This window comes from Streptomyces sp. NPDC101490 (assembly GCF_044767145.1).
Lineage (GTDB): Bacteria > Actinomycetota > Actinomycetes > Streptomycetales > Streptomycetaceae > Streptomyces.
This window is the reverse complement of record NZ_JBIWNI010000001.1, coordinates 191,081-210,888: the sequence shown is the minus strand read 5'-3', so window position 1 is coordinate 210,888 and position 19,808 is coordinate 191,081. Positions and strand designations below refer to the sequence as shown.

The window sequence follows — 19,808 nt, the reverse complement described above, 5'->3', positions numbered from 1 at the left end:
GTCCGACTGTGGGCAGAGAGGGGAGAGTCCGGCGCCCCCCGACGCCGGTCCCCCTGACGTCACCCTGGCGAGAGGGCGGGCGGGGGGCCAGTCGCGGCGCGGAGTCCGTCAGGTCAGCGGGGTCCGGTGGACGGGTCAGCGGAGGCCGGTGAGACGGGCCGAGACGACGACGTTGCCCGCGTAGCCGGTCCCCTCGGTGAACCGGCCGCCGCAGGTGATCAGGCGTAGCTCCGGGGCTCCCGTGTCGCCGTAGACCCGTGCCGCGGGGAAGGCGTCCTTCGGGACGACCTCCGCCCCGTACACCGTGAAGACGGCCGTCCGGCCGTCGCGGCGGGTGATCTCCACGCGGTGGCCCTTCCGGAGGGCGCCGAGGTCGTAGAAGACGGCCCGGCCGTTCGGGGTGTCCACATGGCCGACGACGACGGCCGTGCCCCGCTCCCCCGGCGTGACCGCCCCGGTGAACCATCCGGCGAGCCGGTCGTCCTCGGGCGGCGGGGCCTCGATCCAGCCGTCCGCGTCCAGGCCCACCCCGGTGACCGGTGCGTCGACGCCCACGGCCGGCACCCGGACCCTGACGGGCTGCGACCCGGGCAGCGGGCCCGGTGCGGAGACCCGCGCGGCCAGGGCCGTCGTGCCGGGTCCCTCGGGCGCGGCCACCGCGACCGGCTGCGGGGGGCCGTCGGCCCGGAGCTCCTCGGTACCGCCGCGCACCAGATGGACGCCGACCAGGAGGACCACCGCGACGAGGCCCCAGGCGCTGTGCCTGCCCCCCGGTCCCGGCAGGGCCGGGAGCGTCCGGCGGCCCGGGGCTCCCGGGCGGTCCCCGGCCGTGTCCGGCGGGCGGCCCTCGTGCCCTGTGCCGTCCCACCGCCCCACGTGCGTCCTCCTCCTGGCGCCTTGTCGTCGGTGTGTCCGTGTCGTGGCGCCCCTCCGTCCCGGACCTCGTCGCACCGGGGCGGAGGGGCCGTGTGGGCCCCCCGGGTCCGTTCGTCAGGCGCGACGGCGGGTGAGGGTGATCGCGGCGCCGAGCGCACCGGCGATGAGCAGGACGCCGATGACGACCTCGGTGGTGCCGAGGCCCTCCGACGCGGTGGCGGTGCCGGTGCCGTAACCGGCCTTCACTCCCTTGTGCGCCCCCGGCGGCATCCCTGCGTCGTGCTCGGGCCGGTGCTCACCGGATTCGTGCTCGGGCCGGTGCTCACCGGATTCCCCGTGCGCGACGGTGACCTTGGTGGTGCCGCGCTCGCCCTTGCAGTCGAAGGTGATCTCGTACTCGGTGCCCGCCGTGGCGTCGACGTCGACGGTCGCGGTGCCCGTACGGCCCTCGGTGAGGGTGACGGTCTCGAAGATGCCGGAGGTGACGGTCACCGAAGGGACTTCGCAGCCGTCGGTCGTGAGGGTGACGGTGCCGCCCGGGGCGACCGTCGCGGGGGTCGCGGAGAAGCCGAACGACGTGATGCCGTGGTTGCCGTCGTCCGCCGGGGCGGTCGGCGCCGTCACGGCCACCACGGCGGCGCCCAGCAGGGCGGCGGAAGCGGCACGTATCGCGCGCATGGCGGTCCTCCAGATCACGGGAGGGCCTGGCGCGGAGAGCGATTCCCCGGCCGGAACGACGACCCTCACCGCGACCGAAGCTAGGTCCGCCACCGGCCGCCCGCCACCGGGCGCCGCCGAACGGAGCAGGCGCCCGGACGGCCGGGGAGCGCCGGGAGGGGACGCGCCGGAGGCCGTACGACGGGCTCCCCCGTCGTACGGCCTCCGTGCGGTCGGCGGGCGGCCCCGGGCCGCCGTGCGTCAGGGGATCCGGACGACCTGGCCCGCGTACGACAGGTTCCCGCCGAAGCCGAAGAGGAGGACCGGCGCCCCGGAGGGGAGTTCGCCGCGCTCGACGAGCTTGGACAGGGCCAGCGGGATCGAGGCGGCCGAGGTGTTGCCGGAGTCGACGACGTCCCGGGCGACGATCGCGTTCACCGCGCCGATCTTCGCCGCGAGCGGCTCGATGATCCGCAGGTTGGCCTGGTGCAGGACCACTCCCGCGAGCTCCTCCGGGGTGACACCGGACCGCTCGCAGGCCCGCCGGGCCAGCGCCGGGAGCTGCTGGGTGGCCCAGCGGTACACGCTCTGCCCCTCCTGGGCGAAGCGCGGCGGGCTGCCCTCGATCCGGACGGCGTGGCCCATCTCGGGGACGGAACCCCACAGGACGGGGCCGATGCCCGCGACGGTCCCGGCCGGGTCTCCGGTGTCCTCGGTCGCCTCGACGATCGCGGCGCCCGCGCCGTCGCCGACGAGGACGCAGGTGGTGCGGTCCGTCCAGTCGGTGACGTCGGTCATCTTGTCGGCGCCGATCACCAGCACGCGCCGGGCGCCACCGGCCCGTACCGCGTGATCGGCGGTGGCCAGGGCGTGGGTGAACCCGGCACAGACCACGTTCAGGTCCATGGTCGCGGGCGAGGTCATGCCCAGGCGGGCGGCGACCCGGGCCGCCGTGTTCGGCGAGCGGTCGATCGCCGTGGACGTGGCCACGAGGACCAGGTCGATATCGTCCGGGGTGAGCCCGGCCGTGGCCAGGGCCTTGCCCGCCGCGTGCGCGGCGAGTTCGTCGACGGGTTCGTCGGGACCGGCCATGTGTCGGGTGCGGATGCCGACCCGGCTCGTGATCCACGCGTCGTCGGTGTCGACCAACTCGGCGAGGTCGTGGTTGGTGAGCACCTTGGCGGGCTGGTAGTGCCCGAGCGCGGCAATGCGAGTGCCCGTCATACCCGGGACCCCCTCGGTGTTTCGATCGTCCGGCAGGATTCTCCAGTCTTGCCAGAGACTCATGGGTAACGGGTGACGTAAACCACCAAGATTCCCCCGTAACGCTTGGCCGACCGTGACAAGGGCCCCTGGGGGGCCCGGTCACCCGGACGGTCCTCGGCGGGGTCAGTTCTTCGGCGGGTCGATCATCTGGAGGGCGAGGGTCTCCGGGGGCGGCGCGAGTCCGGGGCCGCCCGCCGCCGTCCAGGCGAGGATGTCGTCGAGGGCGTCGTCGTCCAGCGCGAAGGCGATCCAGGCGGCCCGCCCGCCGCGCCGCCTGCCCTCGGTGGAGGGCTGCACGACGACGATGTTGGCCTGGGCGCAGGGGCCGAGACAGTCGCTCGTACGGACCACCAGTCGGCCGCCGGAGGCCGCGGCGGCCTCCCGCAGGCGGGCCAGCTGCCCCGTGTGGTCGGTGCCGGGGTTCTTGCGGGCGTCGCCGCAGCAGCAGCCTCGGCAGACGACGAGGGAGCAGGGGCGGGCCCCGTACCGTATCGGGACCGGGGTCACCGGGCGCCGTCCAGGCTGATCGCGGAGACGGCGGCGACCGTGCCGAGGCGGGGGAAGTCGAGGTCCACGGAGGCCCGGTGCTCGTCGGCGGTGAGCGCGGACATGGCGTCCTCGGCGAAGACCAGGTCGTAGCCGAGGTCGGCGGCGGCGCGGGCGGTGGACTCGACGCCCAGGTTGGTGGCGATGCCGCCGAGGACGAGGGTGGTGGCCCCGAGGCCGGTGAGCAGTTCGTGGAGTCCGGTGGTGTGGAAGCCGCCGAGGGTGCGCTTGACGACGACGGGCTCGCCGTCGTGGACGAGACCGGGGACCAGCCCGCTGCCGGACGGCTGGGCGGCGGCGTCCGCGTTCGGGCGCTCGACCCGGATGTGGACGACGGGGGCGCCCGCCGCGCGGAAGGAGTCGGCGAGCCGGGTGGCGGCGGCGAGGACGTCGGTGCCGGGTCGGGGGGCCAGCGGCAGCGCGACGACGCGCTCCATCAGGTCGACCAGGACGAGCGCGGTACGGGCGGGATCGAGTGCGGGCATGGGAGCACCGTAGCGGCCCTGTTGATCATTCCGGGGCGGGCGTGGGTGTGATCCGGCCTACGGCGGCCTGGCCGCCGGGGCGTCGGCGGCGGCCGGGCCCCCGGGGCGCCGACGTGGACCGGGCCGCCGGGGCGTCGGCGGAGAGCCCTCGGACCTTCTCGTGCGGAGTCCGCCGAGGCCTCGCGGGGGTGTCGTGCCGGAACGGCCGGATTCCCTCCCGGAGGGCTTCCCGCTCCAGGGCCGCGGCCCCTGGGGTCCGGCCCGCCGGGGCACTCACGTGACGGGCGGGCGCCCGGAGCCTGTTCGCGCTCTCCGGGGTGCCCGTGCCGTGCTCGCGGGGCGTCCGCCGTCGTCCCCGGCCCGCGCTCACCGTGCCGGTGCCCCCGCCGCGTGCGCGTTCGTGACCGCCGGGCCGTCCGCGCTCGCGGCTGCGGCGGGGACGGCCGCGTCCGGGGCGTCGGTGTCGGTGTCGGTATCGGTGTCGGTGTCGGTGCCCGGAGCGTCCGTGGCCGGAGAGCCCGTTCCCGACTCGTCCGGGTCTGCGGAGCGGCGGCGGGCGATGACCGCGCAGACCATCAGCTGCATCTGGTGGAAGAGCATCAGCGGGAGCACCGCCAGCGACGCCTGCGCGCCGAAGAGGACGCTGGCCATCGGCAGCCCGGCCGCCAGGCTCTTCTTCGAGCCCGCGAACTGGATCGCGATCCGGTCGGCCCGGCCGAAGCCGAGGCGGCCGGAGCCGTACCAGGTCACCGTCAGCATCACCGCCAGCAGGACGGCCTCGGCGACCAGCAGCAGACCGAGCCGCGCCGGGGTCACCAGGTGCCAGATCCCGGCGACCATGCCCTGGCTGAAGGCGGTGTAGACGACCAGCAGTATCGAACCCCGGTCCACCAGCCCCAGGACCTTCTTGTTCCGGACGAGGAAGCCGCCGACCCAGCGGCGCAGGACCTGGCCCGCCAGGAAGGGGACGAGCAGCTGGAGCACGATCCTCAGCAGCCCGTCGGCGGAGAGGCCGCCCATGCCGCCGCCGAGGAGCGCCGCCGCGAGCAGCGGGGTCAGGGCGATGCCCGCGAGGGAGGAGAAGGAGCCCGCGCAGATCGCGGCGGGCACGTTGCCCCGGGCGATCGACGTGAAGGCGATGGAGGACTGGATGGTGGACGGCACCAGGCAGAGGAAGAGGAAACCCCCGTAGAGCTGGGGCGTGAGGACGCCGGGGACGAGGCCCCGCGCGGCGAGCCCGAGCAGCGGGAAGAGGACGAAGGTGGCGGCGAGGACGGTGAGGTGGAGCCGCCAGTGCCGCAGTCCGTCGAGGGCCTCGCGGGTGGAGAGCCGGGCGCCGTAGAGGAAGAACAGGAGGGCCACCGCACCGGTCGCGGTGCCCCCGACGACATCGGCGGTGGTGCCCGAGGCGGGCAGGAGCGCGGCGAGGCCGACCGTGCCGAGCAGGGCGAGGACGTATCCGTCGACGGGCAGCCAGGACGGCAGCCGGAGCGAGGGGACACGGCGGGAGGTCGGGCCGGGCGTGTGGTCGGTCATGGGCTCCACTGCTCTTGTGCTGCGCGGTCGTGGGTCGTGCTGCGGCGGGACCGGTGTCCCCGTTCCTGTCCACGGGGGTGGTCCGGCGCCCGTGGTCCTGTGGTTCTGCGGGGCGGACACCCGCCCCTCGCGCCGCGGGCCCGGGGTCGTGGTGTGGTGCGCGTCCCCGGCCCCGGCAGGTCCTCGTCGTGCCCTCGTCCCACCGGGCGCGCGTACCCCGGCGCGGAGAGGACCCACGCGCCTTGCCCCCGGGGCCCCCGCCGCGCGCCCCGGTCTCCCGAGAGGGGGCACGCCTCCCCATCCTGATCCATCCGGCGGTGATCGGGAATCCCGTACGGCTCTCTGACTGTCATCACGATGCGCGATGAGCCCGGTACGGTCGTCCCGTGTACGAGCCCACTCAGCTGCGCACCTTCCTCGCCGTGGCCCAGACGCTGAGCTTCACCCGGGCCGCGGGCCGTCTCGGGCTGCGGCAGTCGACCGTCAGCCAGCACGTGCGGCGCCTCGAGGCGGCGACCGGACGGCCCTTGTTCGTCCGGGACACGCACCGGGTGGCGCTGACCGAGGACGGCGAGGCGATGCTCGGCTTCGCGCGGACGATCCTCCAGGCGCACGAGCGGGCGGCGGCGTTCTTCGGCGGGACCCGGCTGCGCGGACGGCTGCGGTTCGGGGCCTCCGAGGACTTCGTGACGACCCGGCTGCCGGAGATCCTGGAGTCGTTCCGGCGCGAACACCCCGAGGTCGACCTGGAGTTGACGGTCGAGCTGTCCGGGACGCTGCAGGCCCGGCTCGCGGCCGGCCGGCTCGATCTCATCCTGGCGAAGCGGCGCGGTGCGGAGAGCGGCGGGCGGCTGGTGTGGGAGGACGCGCTGATCTGGATCGGGGCGCCGGGGCTGCGGCTCGATCCGGACCGCCCGGTGCCGCTGATCCTGTATCCGCCGCCGGGGATCACCCGGGCGCGCGCTCTGGAGGCGCTGGAGGCGGGGGGCCGGGCGTGGCGGATCGCGTGTACGAGTTCCAGCCTGAGCGCCAACGTGGCGGCGGCCCGCGCGGGACTCGGCGTGATGGTGCACACGCGGGGCATGGTGCCGCCGGGTCTGGTGCCGGTCCCGGCCCGCGCGGGGCTGCCGGACCTCGGCGAGGTGGGGTTCGTGCTGCGCGGGAGCGGCCGGGGCGGGACGGTGCGGGAGGCGGCGGACGCCCTGGCGGAGGCGATCCTGGCGGGTGGCGACCGCCTGCACCGACCGGGGTGAACGGGCGGCCGGTGGCGCGGAGGGAGAACGAGTAGGGCCGGGTGAGCGGGCGCCCGGTGGAGCGGGGCGGCCGGGGCTTGAGCCGCGGCGGGGTTTCGGAGCTGGGGCTGGTCAGGCCGGGTGGAAAGTCGGCCGCGCCGCTCCCCGGAGGGGCGATCATCGGCCTGCGGTGGGTCGCGTGCGCGGTCCGTACAGATTCCGTGGAGATTCCCGGCCGAGGTCCGTACCGTCCGGTACGCGACGGCCCCTCCGTCCCGGCCGCTTCCCTCCCCCACCCATTCTGACCTGTACGAACGGGGAATGTCCCGGCTTGGTGAAGGCCCTCCCGCCGGGCAGTCGGGTGGGGTACGGTCGCCCCGCCGTACGGAGCGCGTCAACAGGACGTTTCCAGCCACCGAGCCGGCCATGGAGCCGTCGAGGAGGAGCAGTGCGCGAGTTCACCGTGCCGCCCGTCGAGGCGGCCCCTGCGACCGGTGGTCTGGCGGACCCCGTGTTCGAGCGGGGCGACGACGAACCCGGCCGGGTCGTGCTGGGCCGGAAGGGCCCGGACGGCGCCTGGCACGACGTGACGGCGGCGCGGTTCCGGGACGAGGTCCTGGGGCTGGCGAAGGGACTGATCGCGGAGGGCGTGCGGTTCGGCGACCGGGTCGCGCTGATGGCCCGTACCCGCTACGAGTGGACGCTGTTCGACTTCGCGCTGTGGACGGTGGGCGCGCAGCCCGTACCGGTGTATCCGACGTCCTCCGCCGAGCAGGTCCTCTGGACGCTGTACGACTCCGGGGCCACGGCCTGTGTGGTGGAGCACGAGGACCACGCGATGACGGTCGGTTCGGTGATCGACCGGCTGCCCCTGCTCCGGCGGCTGTGGCAGCTGGACGCGGGCGCGGTGGGCGAGCTGACGGCGGCGGGCGCGGGCATCGACGAGGAGGTGGTGCACCGGCACCGGCGGGCGGTGACTCCGGAGACGGTGGCGACGGTCGTCTACACCTCGGGGACGACCGGCCGTCCGAAGGGCTGTGTCCTCACCCACGCCAACTTCATGTTCGAGACGGACATGCTGGTGGGCCGGTGGGAGCCGGTGTTCCGGTCCCGGCCCGGCGAGCCCGCGTCGACGCTGCTGTTCCTGCCGCTCGCGCACGTCTTCGGGCGGATGGTGGAAGTGGCGGCGGTCCGCAGCGGGGTGAAGCTGGGGCACCAGCCGGTGATGGCGGCGGACGCACTGCTGCCGGACCTGGCGGCGTTCCGGCCGAGTTTCGTGCTCGCCGTGCCGTACGTCTTCGAGAAGGTCTTCCAGGGGGCGCGGCGCAAGGCGGAGCGGGAGGGCAGGCTGGGCCCGTTCGACAAGGCCGTCGAGGTGGCGGTCGGCTACGCGGAGGCGCTGGAGCAGCGGGCTTTCGGGACCGGCCCCGGGCCTTCGGCGGCCTTGCGCGTCCAGCACCAGTTCTTCGAGCGGACGGTGTACGGGAAGGTCCGCGCGGCGCTCGGCGGGCGGCTCCGGCACGCCATGTCGGGCGGTTCCGCCATGGACCGGGGGCAGGGGCTCTTCTTCGCCGGGGCGGGGATCACGGTGTACGAGGGGTACGGGCTGACCGAGTCGTCGGCCGCCGCCACCGCGAACCCGCCGGGGCGCGTCCGGTACGGCACGGTCGGGCAGCCGGTACCGGGGACGACGGTGCACATCGCGGAGGACGGTGAGGTGTGGGTGCACGGCGGGCAGGTCTTCTCGGGCTACCTCAACGCCCCGGAGGAGACGGCCGCCGTCCTCAGCGACGGCTGGCTGGCCACCGGCGATCTGGGATCCCTCGACGCGGAGGGGTATCTGACGCTCACCGGCCGCAAGAAGGAGATCCTGGTGACGTCCGGCGGCAAGAGCGTCGCCCCGGCAGCCCTTGAGGAGCGCGTGCGGGCGCATCCGCTGATCGCCCAGTGCATCGTGGTCGGCGACGACCGGCCGTACGTCGCCGCCCTGGTGACGCTCGACCGGGAGGCGGTGGAGCACTGGCTGGCGATGCGGGGGCGGGCACCGCTCGGACCGGCCGAGCTGGTCCGGGACACGTCCCTGGAGAGGGAGATCCGGCGGGGCGTGGTGGCCGCGAACACGCTGGTCTCGCAGGCGGAGTCGATCCGCACCTTCCGTATCCTCGCGCATCCGTTCAGCGAGGAGCACGGGCTGCTCACCCCGTCCCTGAAGCTGAAGCGCAAGGCGATCGAGCGGGCGTACGCGGCCGAGGTCGAGGCGCTGTACGGCTGAGCCCGGCCCGGCGGAGGCGGTTTCCGGGGGGACCGGAATGCGGGGCGGCCCGTGATCGTTGTCGTGGGGAGTACCCCGTACCCGCCGTGGCGGACGTACGCCCACCACGGCCAGCGACAACGTAAGGACCCCTCCCACGTGAGCACGGACAGCAAGGTTCCCCCGGTCACCCTGAACAACGGCGTCCGGATGCCGCAGCTGGGCTTCGGTGTCTGGCAGGTGCCGGACGACGAGGCCGAGACGGCCGTCGCGACCGCCCTGGAGGCCGGTTACCGTTCGATCGACACCGCCGCCGTCTACGGGAACGAGGAGGGCACCGGCCGGGCCGTCGCCGCCTCCGGGATCGCCCGCGAGGACCTGTTCGTGACCACCAAGGTGTGGAACAGCGACCAGGGCTACGACGCGACCCTGAAGGCCTTCGACACCTCCCTGGACAAGCTCGGGCTCGACCACGTCGACCTGTACCTGATCCACTGGCCGACGCCCGCGAAGGACGCGTACGTCGACACGTACCGCGCGCTCGAGAAGATCCACGCGGACGGGCGCGCCAGGGCGATCGGCGTCTCGAACTTCCTCCCGGAGCACCTGGAGCGGCTGATCGGCGAGACGTCGGTGGTGCCCGCCGTCAACCAGATCGAGCTGCACCCGCAGCTTCCGCAGGCCGGGTCGCGCGAGGTGCACGCCCGGTACGGCATCGCGACCGAGGCGTGGTCGCCGCTCGGCTCGGGCAAGGGCCTCCTGGAGGTTCCGGCGATCGTCGCGATCGGCCGCAAGCACGGCCGCTCCCCGGCGCAGGTGGTGCTGCGCTGGCACCTCCAGCTGGGCAACGTGGTGATCCCGAAGTCGGTCACCCCGGCGCGCATCCGGGAGAACATCGACGTCTTCGGCTTCGAGCTGGACGCCGAGGACCTGGCCGCGATCTCCGCGCTCGACGAGTCGCGCCGGCTGGGCCCGGACCCGGCCGAGTTCAACGTCGGCGCCTGAAGGAGCCGCCCCTGCGGCGCCGCGCCGTGTCCGCGGTGCGGCGCCCGCGACGCGTACGGGGCCGGTAGCCGTACGCGCCGAGCGACGACGACGCCGCCGCCCGCTGCCCGCACCGGTCGGGCCGCGGTGGGCGGCGGCGTTGTCGTACCCGGCGCCTAAGGTCGGTGACGGGGCGTGAGGTCCCGGCGCGGGCCGGGGCACGGCGACCCGTCGGACGTGCGGAACGGAACATGAGGAGTCGGAACGGTGAGCGGTACGCCGGGGCCCGTGTCGGAGGGTCTCTACCGGGTGCGGAACGTGGGCAGCGGGCTGCTCCTGGAGGTGTTCGAGGGCTCGACGCGCAGCGGGGCCAAGGTCCTGCAGGCCGCCGACGACGGGACGGCCGGGCAGCGGTGGCACATCGCGCCGGTCCCGGGCGGCGGCGGACTGCACCACCTGGTCAACGCGGCGGGCGGCAAGCGCCTCGACGTGGCGAACGCGTCCACGGAGAACGGGGCCCGCGTCCAGCAGTGGCGGGCGAACAACTTCGGCGCCCAGGAGTGGATCATCGAGCAGGACCTCCAGTCGCCCGGCACGGTGGCCCTGGTGAGTTTCGTCAGCGGGCTGTTCCTGGAGGTCGCCGACGGTTCCACGGAGCCGGGCGCCGAGGTGCGCCAGTGGGAGGACACCGACTCCCCGTTCCAGTGGTGGCGGCTGGAGCCGGTGTCCTGACCGGAGGGCCGGAAGGCCGGTCCGTCAGCCCTTGCGGGCGGTGTGGACCGTACGGGCCGTCAGATGGAAGAGGTCCGTGCGCCGGTGGAGGGAGAGCGCGTCGGCGGGGTCGAGGAGCCGGTCCAGGGTCGCCCGGTCGTCGGCGTCGAGACCGGTGCCGATCCCTTCCCTGAGCCGCTCGTAGTGCATCACGGCCATGTCCCGTACGACCGGGGCGACCGGCGCCGGGACGTCGGTGAGGAACGTACGGGTGCCCGAGGGCGTGAGTCCGGCACCGGCGAGCAGGGCGCGCCAGTCGTCCGGCTCGTCTTTGCTGTCGGGGAGCCCGGCGCGCATCTCGCCGAACCAGTCGGCGTGGACGGCGTCGAGACGCGCTTCGAGACCGGGGCGTCCGATGCCGATGTGCCGGGGCAGGTGGCGGGTGGGCAGACCGCCCTCGACGAGGACCATCAGACCGCCCGGTTCGAGCAGCCCGGCGAACTCGGCGAGCGCGGCCCGCTGGTCGCCGAGGTGGTGCAGGGAGTTGCCCGCCCAGATCAGGTCGGCCCGCCCGAGACCGGCGATGCCCTCGGGGAGTTCGGCGTGCAGGGTGGAGACCCGGTCGCCGAGACCGCGCGCCCCGGCGTGCCGCAGGGCGCGGGCGAGGAGTTCCGGGGATCCGTCGACGGCGACCGTCTCGGCCAGCGGGAAGGCCTCCGCGAGCAGGGCGGTGATGACGCCGGGGCCGCTGCCGACGTCGAGGACGCGGCGGACGCCGGGCACCGGGGCGAGCGTGCCCAGCCAGGCGGCGGCCTCCGCGTAGGCGGGGCCCGCGATCTCGGCCTGACGCTCCAGGGCGGGCGCCAGTTCGTTCCAGTCCAGGTGGGTGCTGTCGTGGGGACCGTGCCCGTGGCCGTGGCCCTTGCCGTGCCGGTGTCCGTGGCCGGACCGGTGGTCGTGGCCGGGCTGCTGGTCGTGGTGGGACGCGCTCTGCTGACTCATGGGACCAGGGTGCGCCGGACCGGCCGAATCCGCGAGAAATGTTGCCGGTACGGCAAATCGTTCCCCGGGTTCCGCGAGGTCACGGTCCGGTGCGGTGCTCCTGCGGGCTGATCCCCCGGACCCGTTTGAAGGCGGCGCTGAGGGCGAAGGCGCCGCTGTAGCCGACCTGCCGGGCCACGGACTCGACCGTGGCGTCCGTCTCGCGCAGCAGATCGGCGGCGAGCGCGAGCCGCCAGCCGGTGAGGTACGCCATCGGGGGCTCGCCGACGAGGGCCGTGAAGCGACGGGCGAGCGCCGCCCGGGACACGTCCGCCTTCGCAGCGAGCGAGGCCACGGTCCACGGGTGGGCCGGGTCGTCCTGGAGCAGCCGCAGCGCCCGGCCGACCACCGGGTCGCCCATCGCCCGGTACCAGGCGGGCGCCTCGGCGCCGGGCCGGGAGAACCAGGCCCTGACCCCGGCGATGAGCAGCAGGTCGAGGACCCGGTCGAGGACCACGCTCTGGCCGGGTTCGTCGCGGGCGATCTCCTCGTCGAGGAAGGGCATCAGGGGGCACCGCCATCCGTCGGCGGGCAGGTGCGCGAGGTCCGGCAGGGCGTCGAGGAGACGACGGCCGACCTCGCCGTCCATCCGGTAGGTGCCGACGAGGACGGTGGTCCGCCCGTCGGGAGCGTTGCCCCAGGTCCGGACGCCGAGCCGCATCGACTCGGCGAGCGGCTCCCCGGTGAGGGTGGTGCAGGCCCCGTCGGGGCCGATGAGGGCGCGGGGCGGTGCGTCGGGGGTGTCCGCGACGGTGTACGGCTCCGGTCCCCGGACGACGGCGAGGTCGCCGGGCCGCAGCAGGACCGGGTCGCCGGTGCGGGGGACGATCCACGCCTCGCCTTCGGTGACGCACATCAGACAGATCGGTGCGCCGTCCTCGACGCGCACGGACCACGGCGGCTCCATGACCATGCGGAGCAGGAAGGCGCCCCTGGCACGGGGGCCGTCGAGGAGTCCGGCGAGTGCGTCCATGGGTCGCAAGGGTAGGCGAGCGGTCCGGTGAGACGCAGACGCAGGGGGGCGAGACGACGGAGCATGGGCGGCGCGGGCCGTGGGCGGAAGTCTTGAGCCATGACGAAGCAGACGGACGACACGCGGAACACGCAGGACACGCAGGACACGCAGGACACGCGGAACGCGCAGGACACACAGGACATGCAGGGCACGCTTCACGCACAGGGCTCGCGGGAGTCTCAGGGCGCACAGGACGCGCGGAGCACTGAGGACACTCGGATCGTGCTCGTGACGAGCGCCACCGGCAAGACGGGACGGCGGGTCGCCGAGCGGCTCGCGGCGCGCGGGCACACCGTCCGGGCCGGGGCCCGGCGCGGCCCCACCCCGTTCGACTGGGAGGACCCGGAGACCTGGGCGGCGGCGCTGCGGGGCGCGGACTCCGCGTACGTGGCCTACTACCCGGACCTGGCCGCGCCGGGCGCGGCGGAGGCCATGGCGACCTTCGGGCGGCTGGCCGTGGAGGGCGGGGTCCGGCGGATCACCCTGCTGTCGGGGCGGGGCGAGCCGGAGGCGGCGGTGGCCGAGGAGGCCCTGCGGAACGCCGCCGAGGGGGTGGAACTGGCCGTCGTGCGGGCCGCGTTCTTCGCGCAGAACTTCTCCGCGGGGTTGCTCGCGGAGGGGGTGGCGGCGGGCACGCTGGTCTTCCCGGCGGGGGACACGGCCGAGCCGTTCATCGACGCGGACGACCTCGCGGACGTCGTCGTGGAGACCCTGACGGACGACGCCCACGCGGGGCGGGCGCATGACCTGACGGGGCCCCGGGCGGTGGACTTCGCCGAGGTGGCGGCGGAGATCTCCCGCGCCTCGGGCCGTCCGGTGGTCTACGAGGCGGTGTCCGGGGAGGCGTACGCGAAACTCCTGACGGGCTTCGGGCTTCCCGCGCCGGAGGCCGAGTGGGTGGCCGCCCTGTTCGCGTCGCTGCTCGACGGCCACAACGCCTCGGTGACGGACGGGGTGCAGCGGGTCCTCGGCCGCGAGCCGCGCTCGTTCACGGGGTTCGCCGACGGGGTGTGGGGCGGAAGCGGTTCCTGAACGGCGTCCCGAGCCGCCGTCGCGGCACGGATCGGCGGCGGACGGCCCCGGGGCGGGGAGCCCCGGGGCCGTCCGCCGTGCCGGTCCCGGCCCCGGCCCGGGAGGGCGAGCGCCGTCCCGTCGAGGGGGCGGGGCCGCCGGGGCGGGCCGCCGGGTCAGTGGGCGCCGTGGCCGGGGGCGATCCGCTCGACGCGTTCGGCGAGGGTGAAGTCCTTCTCGGTGACGAAGCCGCCCACGGAGTGGGTGTGCACGGAGAGCAGGACGGTGTTGTAGCCGAGGGTCAGGTCGGAGTGGTGGTCCAGTTCCTGCTGGATCTGGGCCACATGGACGACGAGCGCGGTGGCCGCGAAGTGGTCGGCGAGACGGTAGGAGCGGGTGAGGCGGTCGTCTCCGGCGGACCAGCCGGGGAGCTCCCGCAGGCGGTCCTCGATCTCCTTCTGCGACAGCGGCTGTGTGGGCACGGCGGTGCTCCCTCCGGTCGGGCGGTACGGGTGACGGACAGCGGTCCCCGGGGGAACGTACCCGGGCGTGCCTCTGGGATACCGTCTGGCCATGACGACGGTCGTGAGCGACACGGTGGCGGGGGTGGGACCGCTCCTGCGGGGGTGGCGGGAGCAGCGGCGGCTGAGCCAGCTGGAGCTGGCGCTGCGCGCGGAATCCTCGGCGCGGCACATCTCGTTCGTGGAGACGGGCAGGTCGCGCCCGAGCGAGGAGATGGTGCTGCGGCTCGCCGAGCACCTGGAGGTGCCGGTGCGGGACCGGAACGCGCTGCTCCTCGCCGCCGGTTACGCGCCCCGGTACACGCAGTCGCCGCTCGACGCCCCGCGTCTGGAGACGCTCCGGGAGGGCATCGAGCGGCTGCTGCGGGGGTACGAGCCGTATCCGGCGCTGGTGGTGGACGGTTCGTACACGGTGGTGGCGGCCAACCGGGGCATCGGGATGCTGCTCGACGGGCTGCCGGAGCATCTCCTCACCCCGCCGCTGAACGCGATGCGGATCACCCTGCACCCGGAGGGGCTGGCGCCCCGGGTCAGGAACCTGCCGGAGTGGCGGGGTCATCTGCTGGCCCAGATGGAGCGTCAGATCGGGCTGGCCCGTTCGGAGTCGCTGCGCGCGCTGTACGCGGAGGTGGCGGCGTATCCCGTGCCCTCGGGTACGGACGGCGGCGCGGCGGGTGACGGCGGCGCCGCGGACCCGTACCCGTACTTCGCGCTGCCGTTGCGCATCGAGCACGACGGGCGGGTGCTGTCGTTCGTGTCGTCGATCTCGACGTTCAACACCCCGCTGGACGTGACGGTCGCCGAGCTGGCCATCGAGACGTTCCTCCCGGCCGACCCGGCGACGGTCGCGTATCTGCGGTCGCTGCCACCGTTCGACGAACCCGCCGACACCAATGGCACCAATGGCACCGACGGACGCCGGGAGGAGGAGGCCTAGCGTCCGGCGGCGACGGCCCGCAGGGCGATCCACTGGAGCGCGGCGAATCCGGCGACGGTGAGCGCCTGTACCGGGGTCCAGAAGAGGCCGGCCGTGGTCGGCTCCAGCCAGGCGAAGAGGGCGACGACGCTCAGGACGGCCCAGAGGACGTTGGCGTCGACGACCAGCTTCACGGCTGTCGCCGGGGGCTGCGGGCGGGTGGCGAGCAGGGCGACCCCGGCGGCGAACGCGGTGAGGAAGAGGCCGAGTCCGAGGAGGAGCCCCGGGTCGACGCCGAGGAGCTCCCCGAGGGGGCCGGAGGCGACGGCGTAGGCGATGCCGTTGGCGCCGGTGACGACGGCGTCGAGAGCGAGGACACGGCGCACCGCGGTCTGGGGGCGGTTGGTGCGGGCGAGACCGGCGAGCAGGGCCTGGGACATGGCGGATCACCCTCCATGGGGGACGTTCGTGCTGGTGGTGGTCCCGGAGCCCGAGCGGAGTGCGCCGCCCGGGTTCCGGTGTCCCTGAGCATGCCGGGCGGCGCGGGGCTGGTCGATTACGTGCGAGGTAATGCGGTGTGACCGGGGCCGGTCAGTACGCGGCCGGGCGGTGGCCGATGTGGGCGCGGAGCCGGGCGGTGTCGGCGGCGGTCCAGCCGGGGGGCGGGAGGACGGCGGCCCAGCCGTCGACGGAGCCCGCGCCGTAGCGGTGTCCGTGCGGAGCGTCGACCCCGTACGAGACGGCCATGTCGACGGAGGTTTGCCAGAAGGTGACGAAGGGGAACCAGCGGATCTCGGGGGTGATGTCGGGGCCGAGGGGCGGCCGGAGCCAGTCGGGGCGGCTCAGGAGGAGGTCGGGCGACCACCAGACGACGGGGTCGGAGGCGTTCTGGAGGTAGACGGCCCGGGGCTGTTCCCAGCGGGCGTCGGGGCGGGCGAGGTCGGTCTGCGGGAACTGGGCGAAGCGGATGTGGCGCCCGTCCCGGTACTGGGGGCGCCAGACGGGGCTGCCCGGGTCGCGGTCGCGGCGGATCTCCCGGGAGATCGGGGAGAAGTTCGGGGTGCCCAGGAGGAGGGCCCCGTCGGTGGAGGCGAGGAGGTCGTCGGCGCTGTCGAAGGAGGCTTCGACGGCGTAGGCGCCGAGGCTCTCGCCGGTGACGACGAGGCGGGGACGGTGGTCGGCGGGGAGCGTGTCGAGCCGGGCGCGCACGGCGTCGAGGAGGGCGCGGGTGGCCTGGCCCGCCTTCTCCTTGTCGACGAGGAAGGAGAGCCAGCTGGGCAGGTACGAGTACTGGACGGCGACGATCGCGGTGTCGCCGCCGTACATGTACTCCAGGGATTCGGCGACGTTCGGGTCGACCCAGCCGGTGCCGGTGGTGCCCGCGACGGCGAGGACCGCGCGGTCGAAGGCTCCGGTGCGGTCGAGTTCGCGGACGGCGAGCCGTGCCTGTGCCGCGAACGGGCGGTCGTCCTCGAAGGCGGCGGGCAGCGCGGAGGGCACGTAGACCCGGACGGGGTCGCGGGCGGGCCGTCCGGTCCAGGCGGTGAGGGCGTCCCGGGTGGGGACGGAGCCGGTGAAGTTACGGCCCTGGTAGCCGAGGTCCGCCCAGCGGAGGAGGGAGCCCGGCCCGCCGGAGACGTGGTGGGAGCGGGGCCGGTGGACGCCCTCCTTGGTGTCGCCGTTGGTGGCGGCGGAGACGCGGTCGGCGATGTCGACGACTCCCCGGTGGAAGACGACGTCGCGGACGCCGACGAGGACCAGGAGGGCGGAGACGACCGCGCCCACGCCGAAGGCCACGGGCCGGGGCAGGAGCCTGCCGAGCTGCCGTATGAGGGTGGCGGCGGCGAGCCGGACGGAGCGGGCGACGAGGAGCGCGAGGAGGAGCAGGCCGAGCGCGATGAGCGCGATCATCGGGGTGTGCCAGGTGAGGGCGGGCGGCAGGCCCTGGAGGGTCCGGAGCTGGCGCTGCATCCGGGCGCTCTCGGAGATGAGCCAGAGCGTGAGCAGCGGGCTGAGCAGCCAGTACGCCTGCCAGCAGCGGGCGCGGAAGCGTTCGGGTGGTCGTCGGGACACCAGGGCCCGGACGAGCCAGGCGAGGGCGGAGCCCAGGGCGTATCCGATGGTGGCGGTGATGCCGCCGACGAGGCCCTGGAGGTACCAGGGGCGGGGCACCAGGGAGGGGGTGAGGCTCGACCAGAGGAAGACCGTGGCGAAGCAGAGCGCGATCAGGTCGGGCCAGCGGCGGACGCGGTACGAGGGGTCGGGGCGGTCGAGGTAGGGGTGGCGGGCGAAGGCGAGGAGCCGGTCGGCGGCGTGGCGCGGGAGCGCGGGGCGGGGCCCGTCCGGTGGGGTGCCGGGCGGGCCGGAGCCGGGTCCGGCGGACCGATCGGGGCTGGTGTTCCGGTCGGTCGAGGTCATCGGAACAGCCTCATACGTCCGTCCACCAGTACGCAAATCGGATGTCACCGGGCCCGCGTCGGTCGGTGCGGGGGCGGTCGGGTGCCGTGCGGGTCAGCGGGTGGGATCGTCCCGGTGTGTGGACGGCTCGGGCGCCGGGGCGGGCTCCGGGGCCGGGGCGGCGGGTTCGGGCGCCAGACGGTCGGCGCGCCGGGAGCGGGAGGCCTCGGCGCGGAGCAGTGCCTGGAGGACGGCGAAGGGGTCGACGGGCATGACGGAGCTCCTCGTGGTGCGGGGGGATGGGGATGCCGCTGGAGACCGGGTCTCTCAGCAGCGCATCACCACGCACCGGGGCGCTTCGCCGCGCGGGCCGGGTACGGGGGCGGGGCCCGGGGCCCGGTGGGGCCGCCGTCCGCCGAGGTGCCGGAGCAGGGGCCGGCCGGAGGGCAGGCCCGTGGCGTGCCGTCGCGGGCGCGGCGGCAGTCCGGTCGCGGGGGCGGCGGGCTCGTAGGTCTCGGTGCCCGGGTCGGACGCCGGTGCGGCGGTCGCGGGGCGGGCCTCGGCGCCGCCGGTGGGCGTGGCGGCTCCGGTGCCGAGGAGCGCGGCGAGGACGAGGAACAGGGCGATCCAGCGGTGCCCGCCGCGGTGCGCCGGACGTGTCCGGAGGCCCGCCGGGGTGGCGGGCGCGGCGGGCGGTCCGAACGCGGGGCTCATGGAGATGCGTATTTCCCCGTGGAACCGGAACCCCGACATCCGGGACCGCAGATCCGCCCGGTCGGGCTACGCCCAGGGCACTTAATTCACCCGATCCAGTGAATCGGGGCCCTCACCCGTGTGGCCGGGTGACGCCGAGGGGTGTGCTTCCGGGCGGGCCTTCCGGGCCGGGGCCCGTGCCCCCGGCGTCAGGTGCGGTCCGCCGGGGACGAGGCTGCCGCCCGCTGTCGGCGGGCCGACATCCAGGCGTACACCGGGACGCCCGCGAAGAGGAACAGGACGCCCTGGTAGACGGCGGCGTGGCCGGAGCCCGCGACCAGCCAGAGGGAGAAGCCGAAGGCGGTCAGGGCGAGGAGGGTGTCGCGGACGAGGCGGGCGCGGTTCACCCGGTCGGGGCGGCCGGAGAGAAGGAAGTAGAGCTGTGCGGCGGCGGAGAGCAGATACGGGACGGTCGCGGTGAAGGTGGTGACGAGGACCAGGGTCTCGAAGACGCGCGGGTTGCCCGAGGTGTAGTTGTAGACGGTCAGCAGCGAGGCGAGGACGACGGTGACGGCGACGCCGACCGTGGGCACTCCGCGCCGCTTGCGGGTGAAGGCCTTCGGGAAGAGTCCGTCGCGGGCCGCCGCGTACGGGGTCTGGGCGCTGAGCAGGGTCCAGCCGTTGAGCGCGCCGAGCATGGAGACGAGGGCCATGCACGCGACGGCCGTACCACCCCAGGAGCCGCCGAACATCAGGTTGACGGAGTCCGTGAAGGGGGCGGTCGAGGAGACGAGCCGCTCGTGCGGGACGGTGCCGAAGACGGACAGGGTGGTGAGGAGGTAGAGCAGCGCGGCGGCGAGCGTGCCCAGGACGGTGGCGCGGCCGACGTTCCGGCGCGGGTCGCGGACCTCGCCCGCGCTGACGGCGGCGGACTCCACGCCGAGGTAGCTGAAGAGCAGGATCGCGGCGGAGGCGGAGACCGCGCCGAGGGCGCTGCCGCCCTCCGCGTGGAAGGGGCCGAGGTTGGCGCTGTCGAAGGCGAAGAGGCCGCCGATCGCGACGAGGAGCAGCGGCACGAACTTGAGGACGGTGGCGACGACCTGCACGGCGCCGACGTAGCGGGTGCCCGCCAGGTTGGCGAGGGCGGGGAGCCACTGGATGAGCAGCGCGGCGCCGATGGTGGCGGTGGTCGAGCCGTGTACGGGCAGCAGCACGTCGAGGTAGCCGACGGCGGCGACGGCGAGGGCCGCGTTGGAGACCCAGGTGGTGATCCAGTACGACCAGGCGGTGAGGAATCCGGCGAAGTCGCCGAAGGCCTCGCGGGCGTAGACGTAGGGTCCGCCGGTCTTCGGGTGGCGGTGGGCGAGACGGCCGAAGACCAGGGCGAGGGCGATGGCGCCGAGGGTGAGGACACCGAAGGCGACGAGGCTGATCGTGCCGTAGCGGGCGACGGACGCGGGCAGCAGGAAGATGCCGCCGCCGATGATGTTGCCCATGACCAGGGCGGTGGCGACGGGGAGCCCGAAGCGCCGGGCGTGCCGGGAGTCGCCTCCGTCGGCGCCGGGGGCGCCCGCTGCCGTGGGGTCCGCCGGTCCGCTCCGGGGTGGCGTGGTGGCCGTGCTCATCGGGTGGTGCGCCTTCCGTCGTGCATTCCGGACCATCGTCCGGTA

General features: G+C 74.7%; 20 protein-coding genes. 6 read left to right on the top strand and 14 right to left on the bottom strand.

The genetic code is table 11. The features are described 5' to 3' along the window. Positions 1-135: 135 nt before the first annotated feature. The 6 genes from ACIRQY_RS00895 to ACIRQY_RS00870 form a co-directional block, all read right to left on the bottom strand. Positions 136-783 (bottom strand): class F sortase, encoded by a 648-nt coding sequence (locus ACIRQY_RS00895; RefSeq protein ID WP_403922254.1) that lies wholly within the window; start codon positions 781-783, stop codon positions 136-138. A gap of 207 nt (positions 784-990) precedes the next feature. Continuing rightward, positions 991-1,554 (bottom strand): hypothetical protein, encoded by a 564-nt coding sequence (locus tag ACIRQY_RS00890; protein WP_403921258.1) that lies wholly within the window; start codon positions 1,552-1,554, stop codon positions 991-993. 240 nt (positions 1,555-1,794) lie between these two features. Then, positions 1,795-2,757 (bottom strand): beta-ketoacyl-ACP synthase III, encoded by a 963-nt coding sequence (locus ACIRQY_RS00885; RefSeq protein WP_351780109.1) that lies wholly within the window; start codon positions 2,755-2,757, stop codon positions 1,795-1,797. 165 nt (positions 2,758-2,922) lie between these two features. After that, positions 2,923-3,306 carry a (2Fe-2S) ferredoxin domain-containing protein gene (locus ACIRQY_RS00880; RefSeq protein WP_351780112.1) on the bottom strand — a complete coding sequence of 128 codons (384 nt, stop codon included), beginning with the start codon at positions 3,304-3,306 and terminating at the stop codon, positions 2,923-2,925. Further along, on the bottom strand, positions 3,303-3,830 hold the full coding sequence (locus ACIRQY_RS00875; RefSeq protein WP_351780115.1) for an isochorismatase family protein: 528 nt from the start codon (positions 3,828-3,830) through the stop codon (positions 3,303-3,305). Before ACIRQY_RS00875 ends, ACIRQY_RS00880 begins: the two co-directional genes overlap by 4 nt. A 366-nt stretch (positions 3,831-4,196) precedes the next feature. Beyond that, positions 4,197-5,366, bottom strand: a complete 1,170-nt coding sequence (locus ACIRQY_RS00870; protein WP_403921254.1) for a bile acid:sodium symporter family protein — start codon at positions 5,364-5,366, stop codon at positions 4,197-4,199. Between the two features lie 386 nt (positions 5,367-5,752). Here ACIRQY_RS00870 and ACIRQY_RS00865 point away from each other — a divergent pair, with 386 nt between their 5' ends. The 4 genes from ACIRQY_RS00865 to ACIRQY_RS00850 all read left to right on the top strand — a co-directional run bounded on the left by ACIRQY_RS00865 (position 5,753) and on the right by ACIRQY_RS00850 (position 10,565). Continuing rightward, positions 5,753-6,619 carry a LysR substrate-binding domain-containing protein gene (locus tag ACIRQY_RS00865; RefSeq protein WP_403921251.1) on the top strand — a complete coding sequence of 289 codons (867 nt, stop codon included), beginning with the start codon at positions 5,753-5,755 and terminating at the stop codon, positions 6,617-6,619. Positions 6,620-7,046: 427 nt separating this feature from the next. Further along, positions 7,047-8,870, top strand: coding sequence for an AMP-dependent synthetase/ligase (locus ACIRQY_RS00860; RefSeq protein WP_403921249.1), 1,824 nt, complete (start codon positions 7,047-7,049; stop codon positions 8,868-8,870). Positions 8,871-9,059: 189 nt separating this feature from the next. After that, positions 9,060-9,854: an aldo/keto reductase gene (locus tag ACIRQY_RS00855; RefSeq protein ID WP_403922252.1), complete on the top strand. Its 795-nt coding sequence runs from the start codon at positions 9,060-9,062 to the stop codon at positions 9,852-9,854. Between the two features lie 246 nt (positions 9,855-10,100). Next, complete coding sequence (locus ACIRQY_RS00850) at positions 10,101-10,565, top strand: RICIN domain-containing protein (protein ID WP_403921247.1); 465 nt, start codon at positions 10,101-10,103, stop codon at positions 10,563-10,565. Positions 10,566-10,589: 24 nt separating this feature from the next. On the opposite strand, the gene ACIRQY_RS00845 is transcribed toward ACIRQY_RS00850, so the two are convergent. Together ACIRQY_RS00845 and ACIRQY_RS00840 are read right to left on the bottom strand one after the other, a co-directional pair. Continuing rightward, a complete protein-coding gene (locus ACIRQY_RS00845) occupies positions 10,590-11,546 on the bottom strand; it encodes a class I SAM-dependent methyltransferase (protein WP_403921244.1) in 957 nt (318 codons plus the stop codon). A gap of 79 nt (positions 11,547-11,625) precedes the next feature. Next, positions 11,626-12,558, bottom strand: coding sequence for an AraC family transcriptional regulator (locus tag ACIRQY_RS00840; RefSeq protein ID WP_351780134.1), 933 nt, complete (start codon positions 12,556-12,558; stop codon positions 11,626-11,628). Between the two features lie 183 nt (positions 12,559-12,741). On the opposite strand from ACIRQY_RS00840, the gene ACIRQY_RS00835 reads away from it, so the two are divergent. Beyond that, positions 12,742-13,632 carry an NmrA family transcriptional regulator gene (locus ACIRQY_RS00835; protein ID WP_403922250.1) on the top strand — a complete coding sequence of 297 codons (891 nt, stop codon included), beginning with the start codon at positions 12,742-12,744 and terminating at the stop codon, positions 13,630-13,632. Between the two features lie 155 nt (positions 13,633-13,787). On the opposite strand, the gene ACIRQY_RS00830 is transcribed toward ACIRQY_RS00835, so the two are convergent. Next, the gene (locus ACIRQY_RS00830; protein WP_403921241.1) at positions 13,788-14,093 is read right to left on the bottom strand and encodes a 4a-hydroxytetrahydrobiopterin dehydratase; all 306 of its coding nucleotides are present in this window, start codon (positions 14,091-14,093) and stop codon (positions 13,788-13,790) included. Positions 14,094-14,184: 91 nt separating this feature from the next. Here ACIRQY_RS00830 and ACIRQY_RS00825 point away from each other — a divergent pair, with 91 nt between their 5' ends. Further along, positions 14,185-15,069 (top strand): helix-turn-helix domain-containing protein, encoded by an 885-nt coding sequence (locus tag ACIRQY_RS00825; RefSeq protein WP_403921237.1) that lies wholly within the window; start codon positions 14,185-14,187, stop codon positions 15,067-15,069. Here the strand turns inward: ACIRQY_RS00825 and ACIRQY_RS00820 are convergent. From ACIRQY_RS00820 to ACIRQY_RS00800, 5 genes are all read right to left on the bottom strand, one after another. Beyond that, positions 15,066-15,488 (bottom strand): hypothetical protein, encoded by a 423-nt coding sequence (locus tag ACIRQY_RS00820; protein ID WP_351780146.1) that lies wholly within the window; start codon positions 15,486-15,488, stop codon positions 15,066-15,068. The genes ACIRQY_RS00825 and ACIRQY_RS00820 overlap by 4 nt on opposite strands. Positions 15,489-15,639: 151 nt before the next feature. Beyond that, positions 15,640-17,466 (bottom strand): alpha/beta hydrolase, encoded by a 1,827-nt coding sequence (locus ACIRQY_RS00815; RefSeq protein WP_403921234.1) that lies wholly within the window; start codon positions 17,464-17,466, stop codon positions 15,640-15,642. 93 nt (positions 17,467-17,559) lie between these two features. Beyond that, a complete protein-coding gene (locus tag ACIRQY_RS00810) occupies positions 17,560-17,718 on the bottom strand; it encodes a hypothetical protein (protein ID WP_351780152.1) in 159 nt (52 codons plus the stop codon). Between the two features lie 54 nt (positions 17,719-17,772). Beyond that, complete coding sequence (locus ACIRQY_RS00805) at positions 17,773-18,159, bottom strand: hypothetical protein (RefSeq protein WP_403921231.1); 387 nt, start codon at positions 18,157-18,159, stop codon at positions 17,773-17,775. A 188-nt stretch (positions 18,160-18,347) separates the two neighbouring features. Beyond that, positions 18,348-19,763, bottom strand: coding sequence for an amino acid permease (locus ACIRQY_RS00800; RefSeq protein ID WP_403921228.1), 1,416 nt, complete (start codon positions 19,761-19,763; stop codon positions 18,348-18,350). Positions 19,764-19,808 lie beyond the last annotated feature (45 nt).

Coding starts and splice junctions, on each gene's coding strand:
- ACIRQY_RS00890 (WP_403921258.1), bottom strand. CDS start 1,554: ATGCGCGCGATACGTGCCGCTTCCGCCGCCCTGCTGGGCGCCGCCGTG.
- ACIRQY_RS00885 (WP_351780109.1), bottom strand. CDS start 2,757: ATGACGGGCACTCGCATTGCCGCGCTCGGGCACTACCAGCCCGCCAAG.
- ACIRQY_RS00875 (WP_351780115.1), bottom strand. CDS start 3,830: ATGCCCGCACTCGATCCCGCCCGTACCGCGCTCGTCCTGGTCGACCTG.
- ACIRQY_RS00870 (WP_403921254.1), bottom strand. CDS start 5,366: ATGACCGACCACACGCCCGGCCCGACCTCCCGCCGTGTCCCCTCGCTC.
- ACIRQY_RS00855 (WP_403922252.1), top strand. CDS start 9,060: ATGCCGCAGCTGGGCTTCGGTGTCTGGCAGGTGCCGGACGACGAGGCC.
- ACIRQY_RS00845 (WP_403921244.1), bottom strand. CDS start 11,546: ATGAGTCAGCAGAGCGCGTCCCACCACGACCAGCAGCCCGGCCACGAC.
- ACIRQY_RS00840 (WP_351780134.1), bottom strand. CDS start 12,558: ATGGACGCACTCGCCGGACTCCTCGACGGCCCCCGTGCCAGGGGCGCC.
- ACIRQY_RS00835 (WP_403922250.1), top strand. CDS start 12,742: ATGCAGGGCACGCTTCACGCACAGGGCTCGCGGGAGTCTCAGGGCGCA.
- ACIRQY_RS00825 (WP_403921237.1), top strand. CDS start 14,185: ATGACGACGGTCGTGAGCGACACGGTGGCGGGGGTGGGACCGCTCCTG.
- ACIRQY_RS00820 (WP_351780146.1), bottom strand. CDS start 15,488: ATGTCCCAGGCCCTGCTCGCCGGTCTCGCCCGCACCAACCGCCCCCAG.
- ACIRQY_RS00815 (WP_403921234.1), bottom strand. CDS start 17,466: ATGACCTCGACCGACCGGAACACCAGCCCCGATCGGTCCGCCGGACCC.
- ACIRQY_RS00810 (WP_351780152.1), bottom strand. CDS start 17,718: ATGCCCGTCGACCCCTTCGCCGTCCTCCAGGCACTGCTCCGCGCCGAG.
- ACIRQY_RS00805 (WP_403921231.1), bottom strand. CDS start 18,159: ATGAGCCCCGCGTTCGGACCGCCCGCCGCGCCCGCCACCCCGGCGGGC.
- ACIRQY_RS00800 (WP_403921228.1), bottom strand. CDS start 19,763: ATGAGCACGGCCACCACGCCACCCCGGAGCGGACCGGCGGACCCCACG.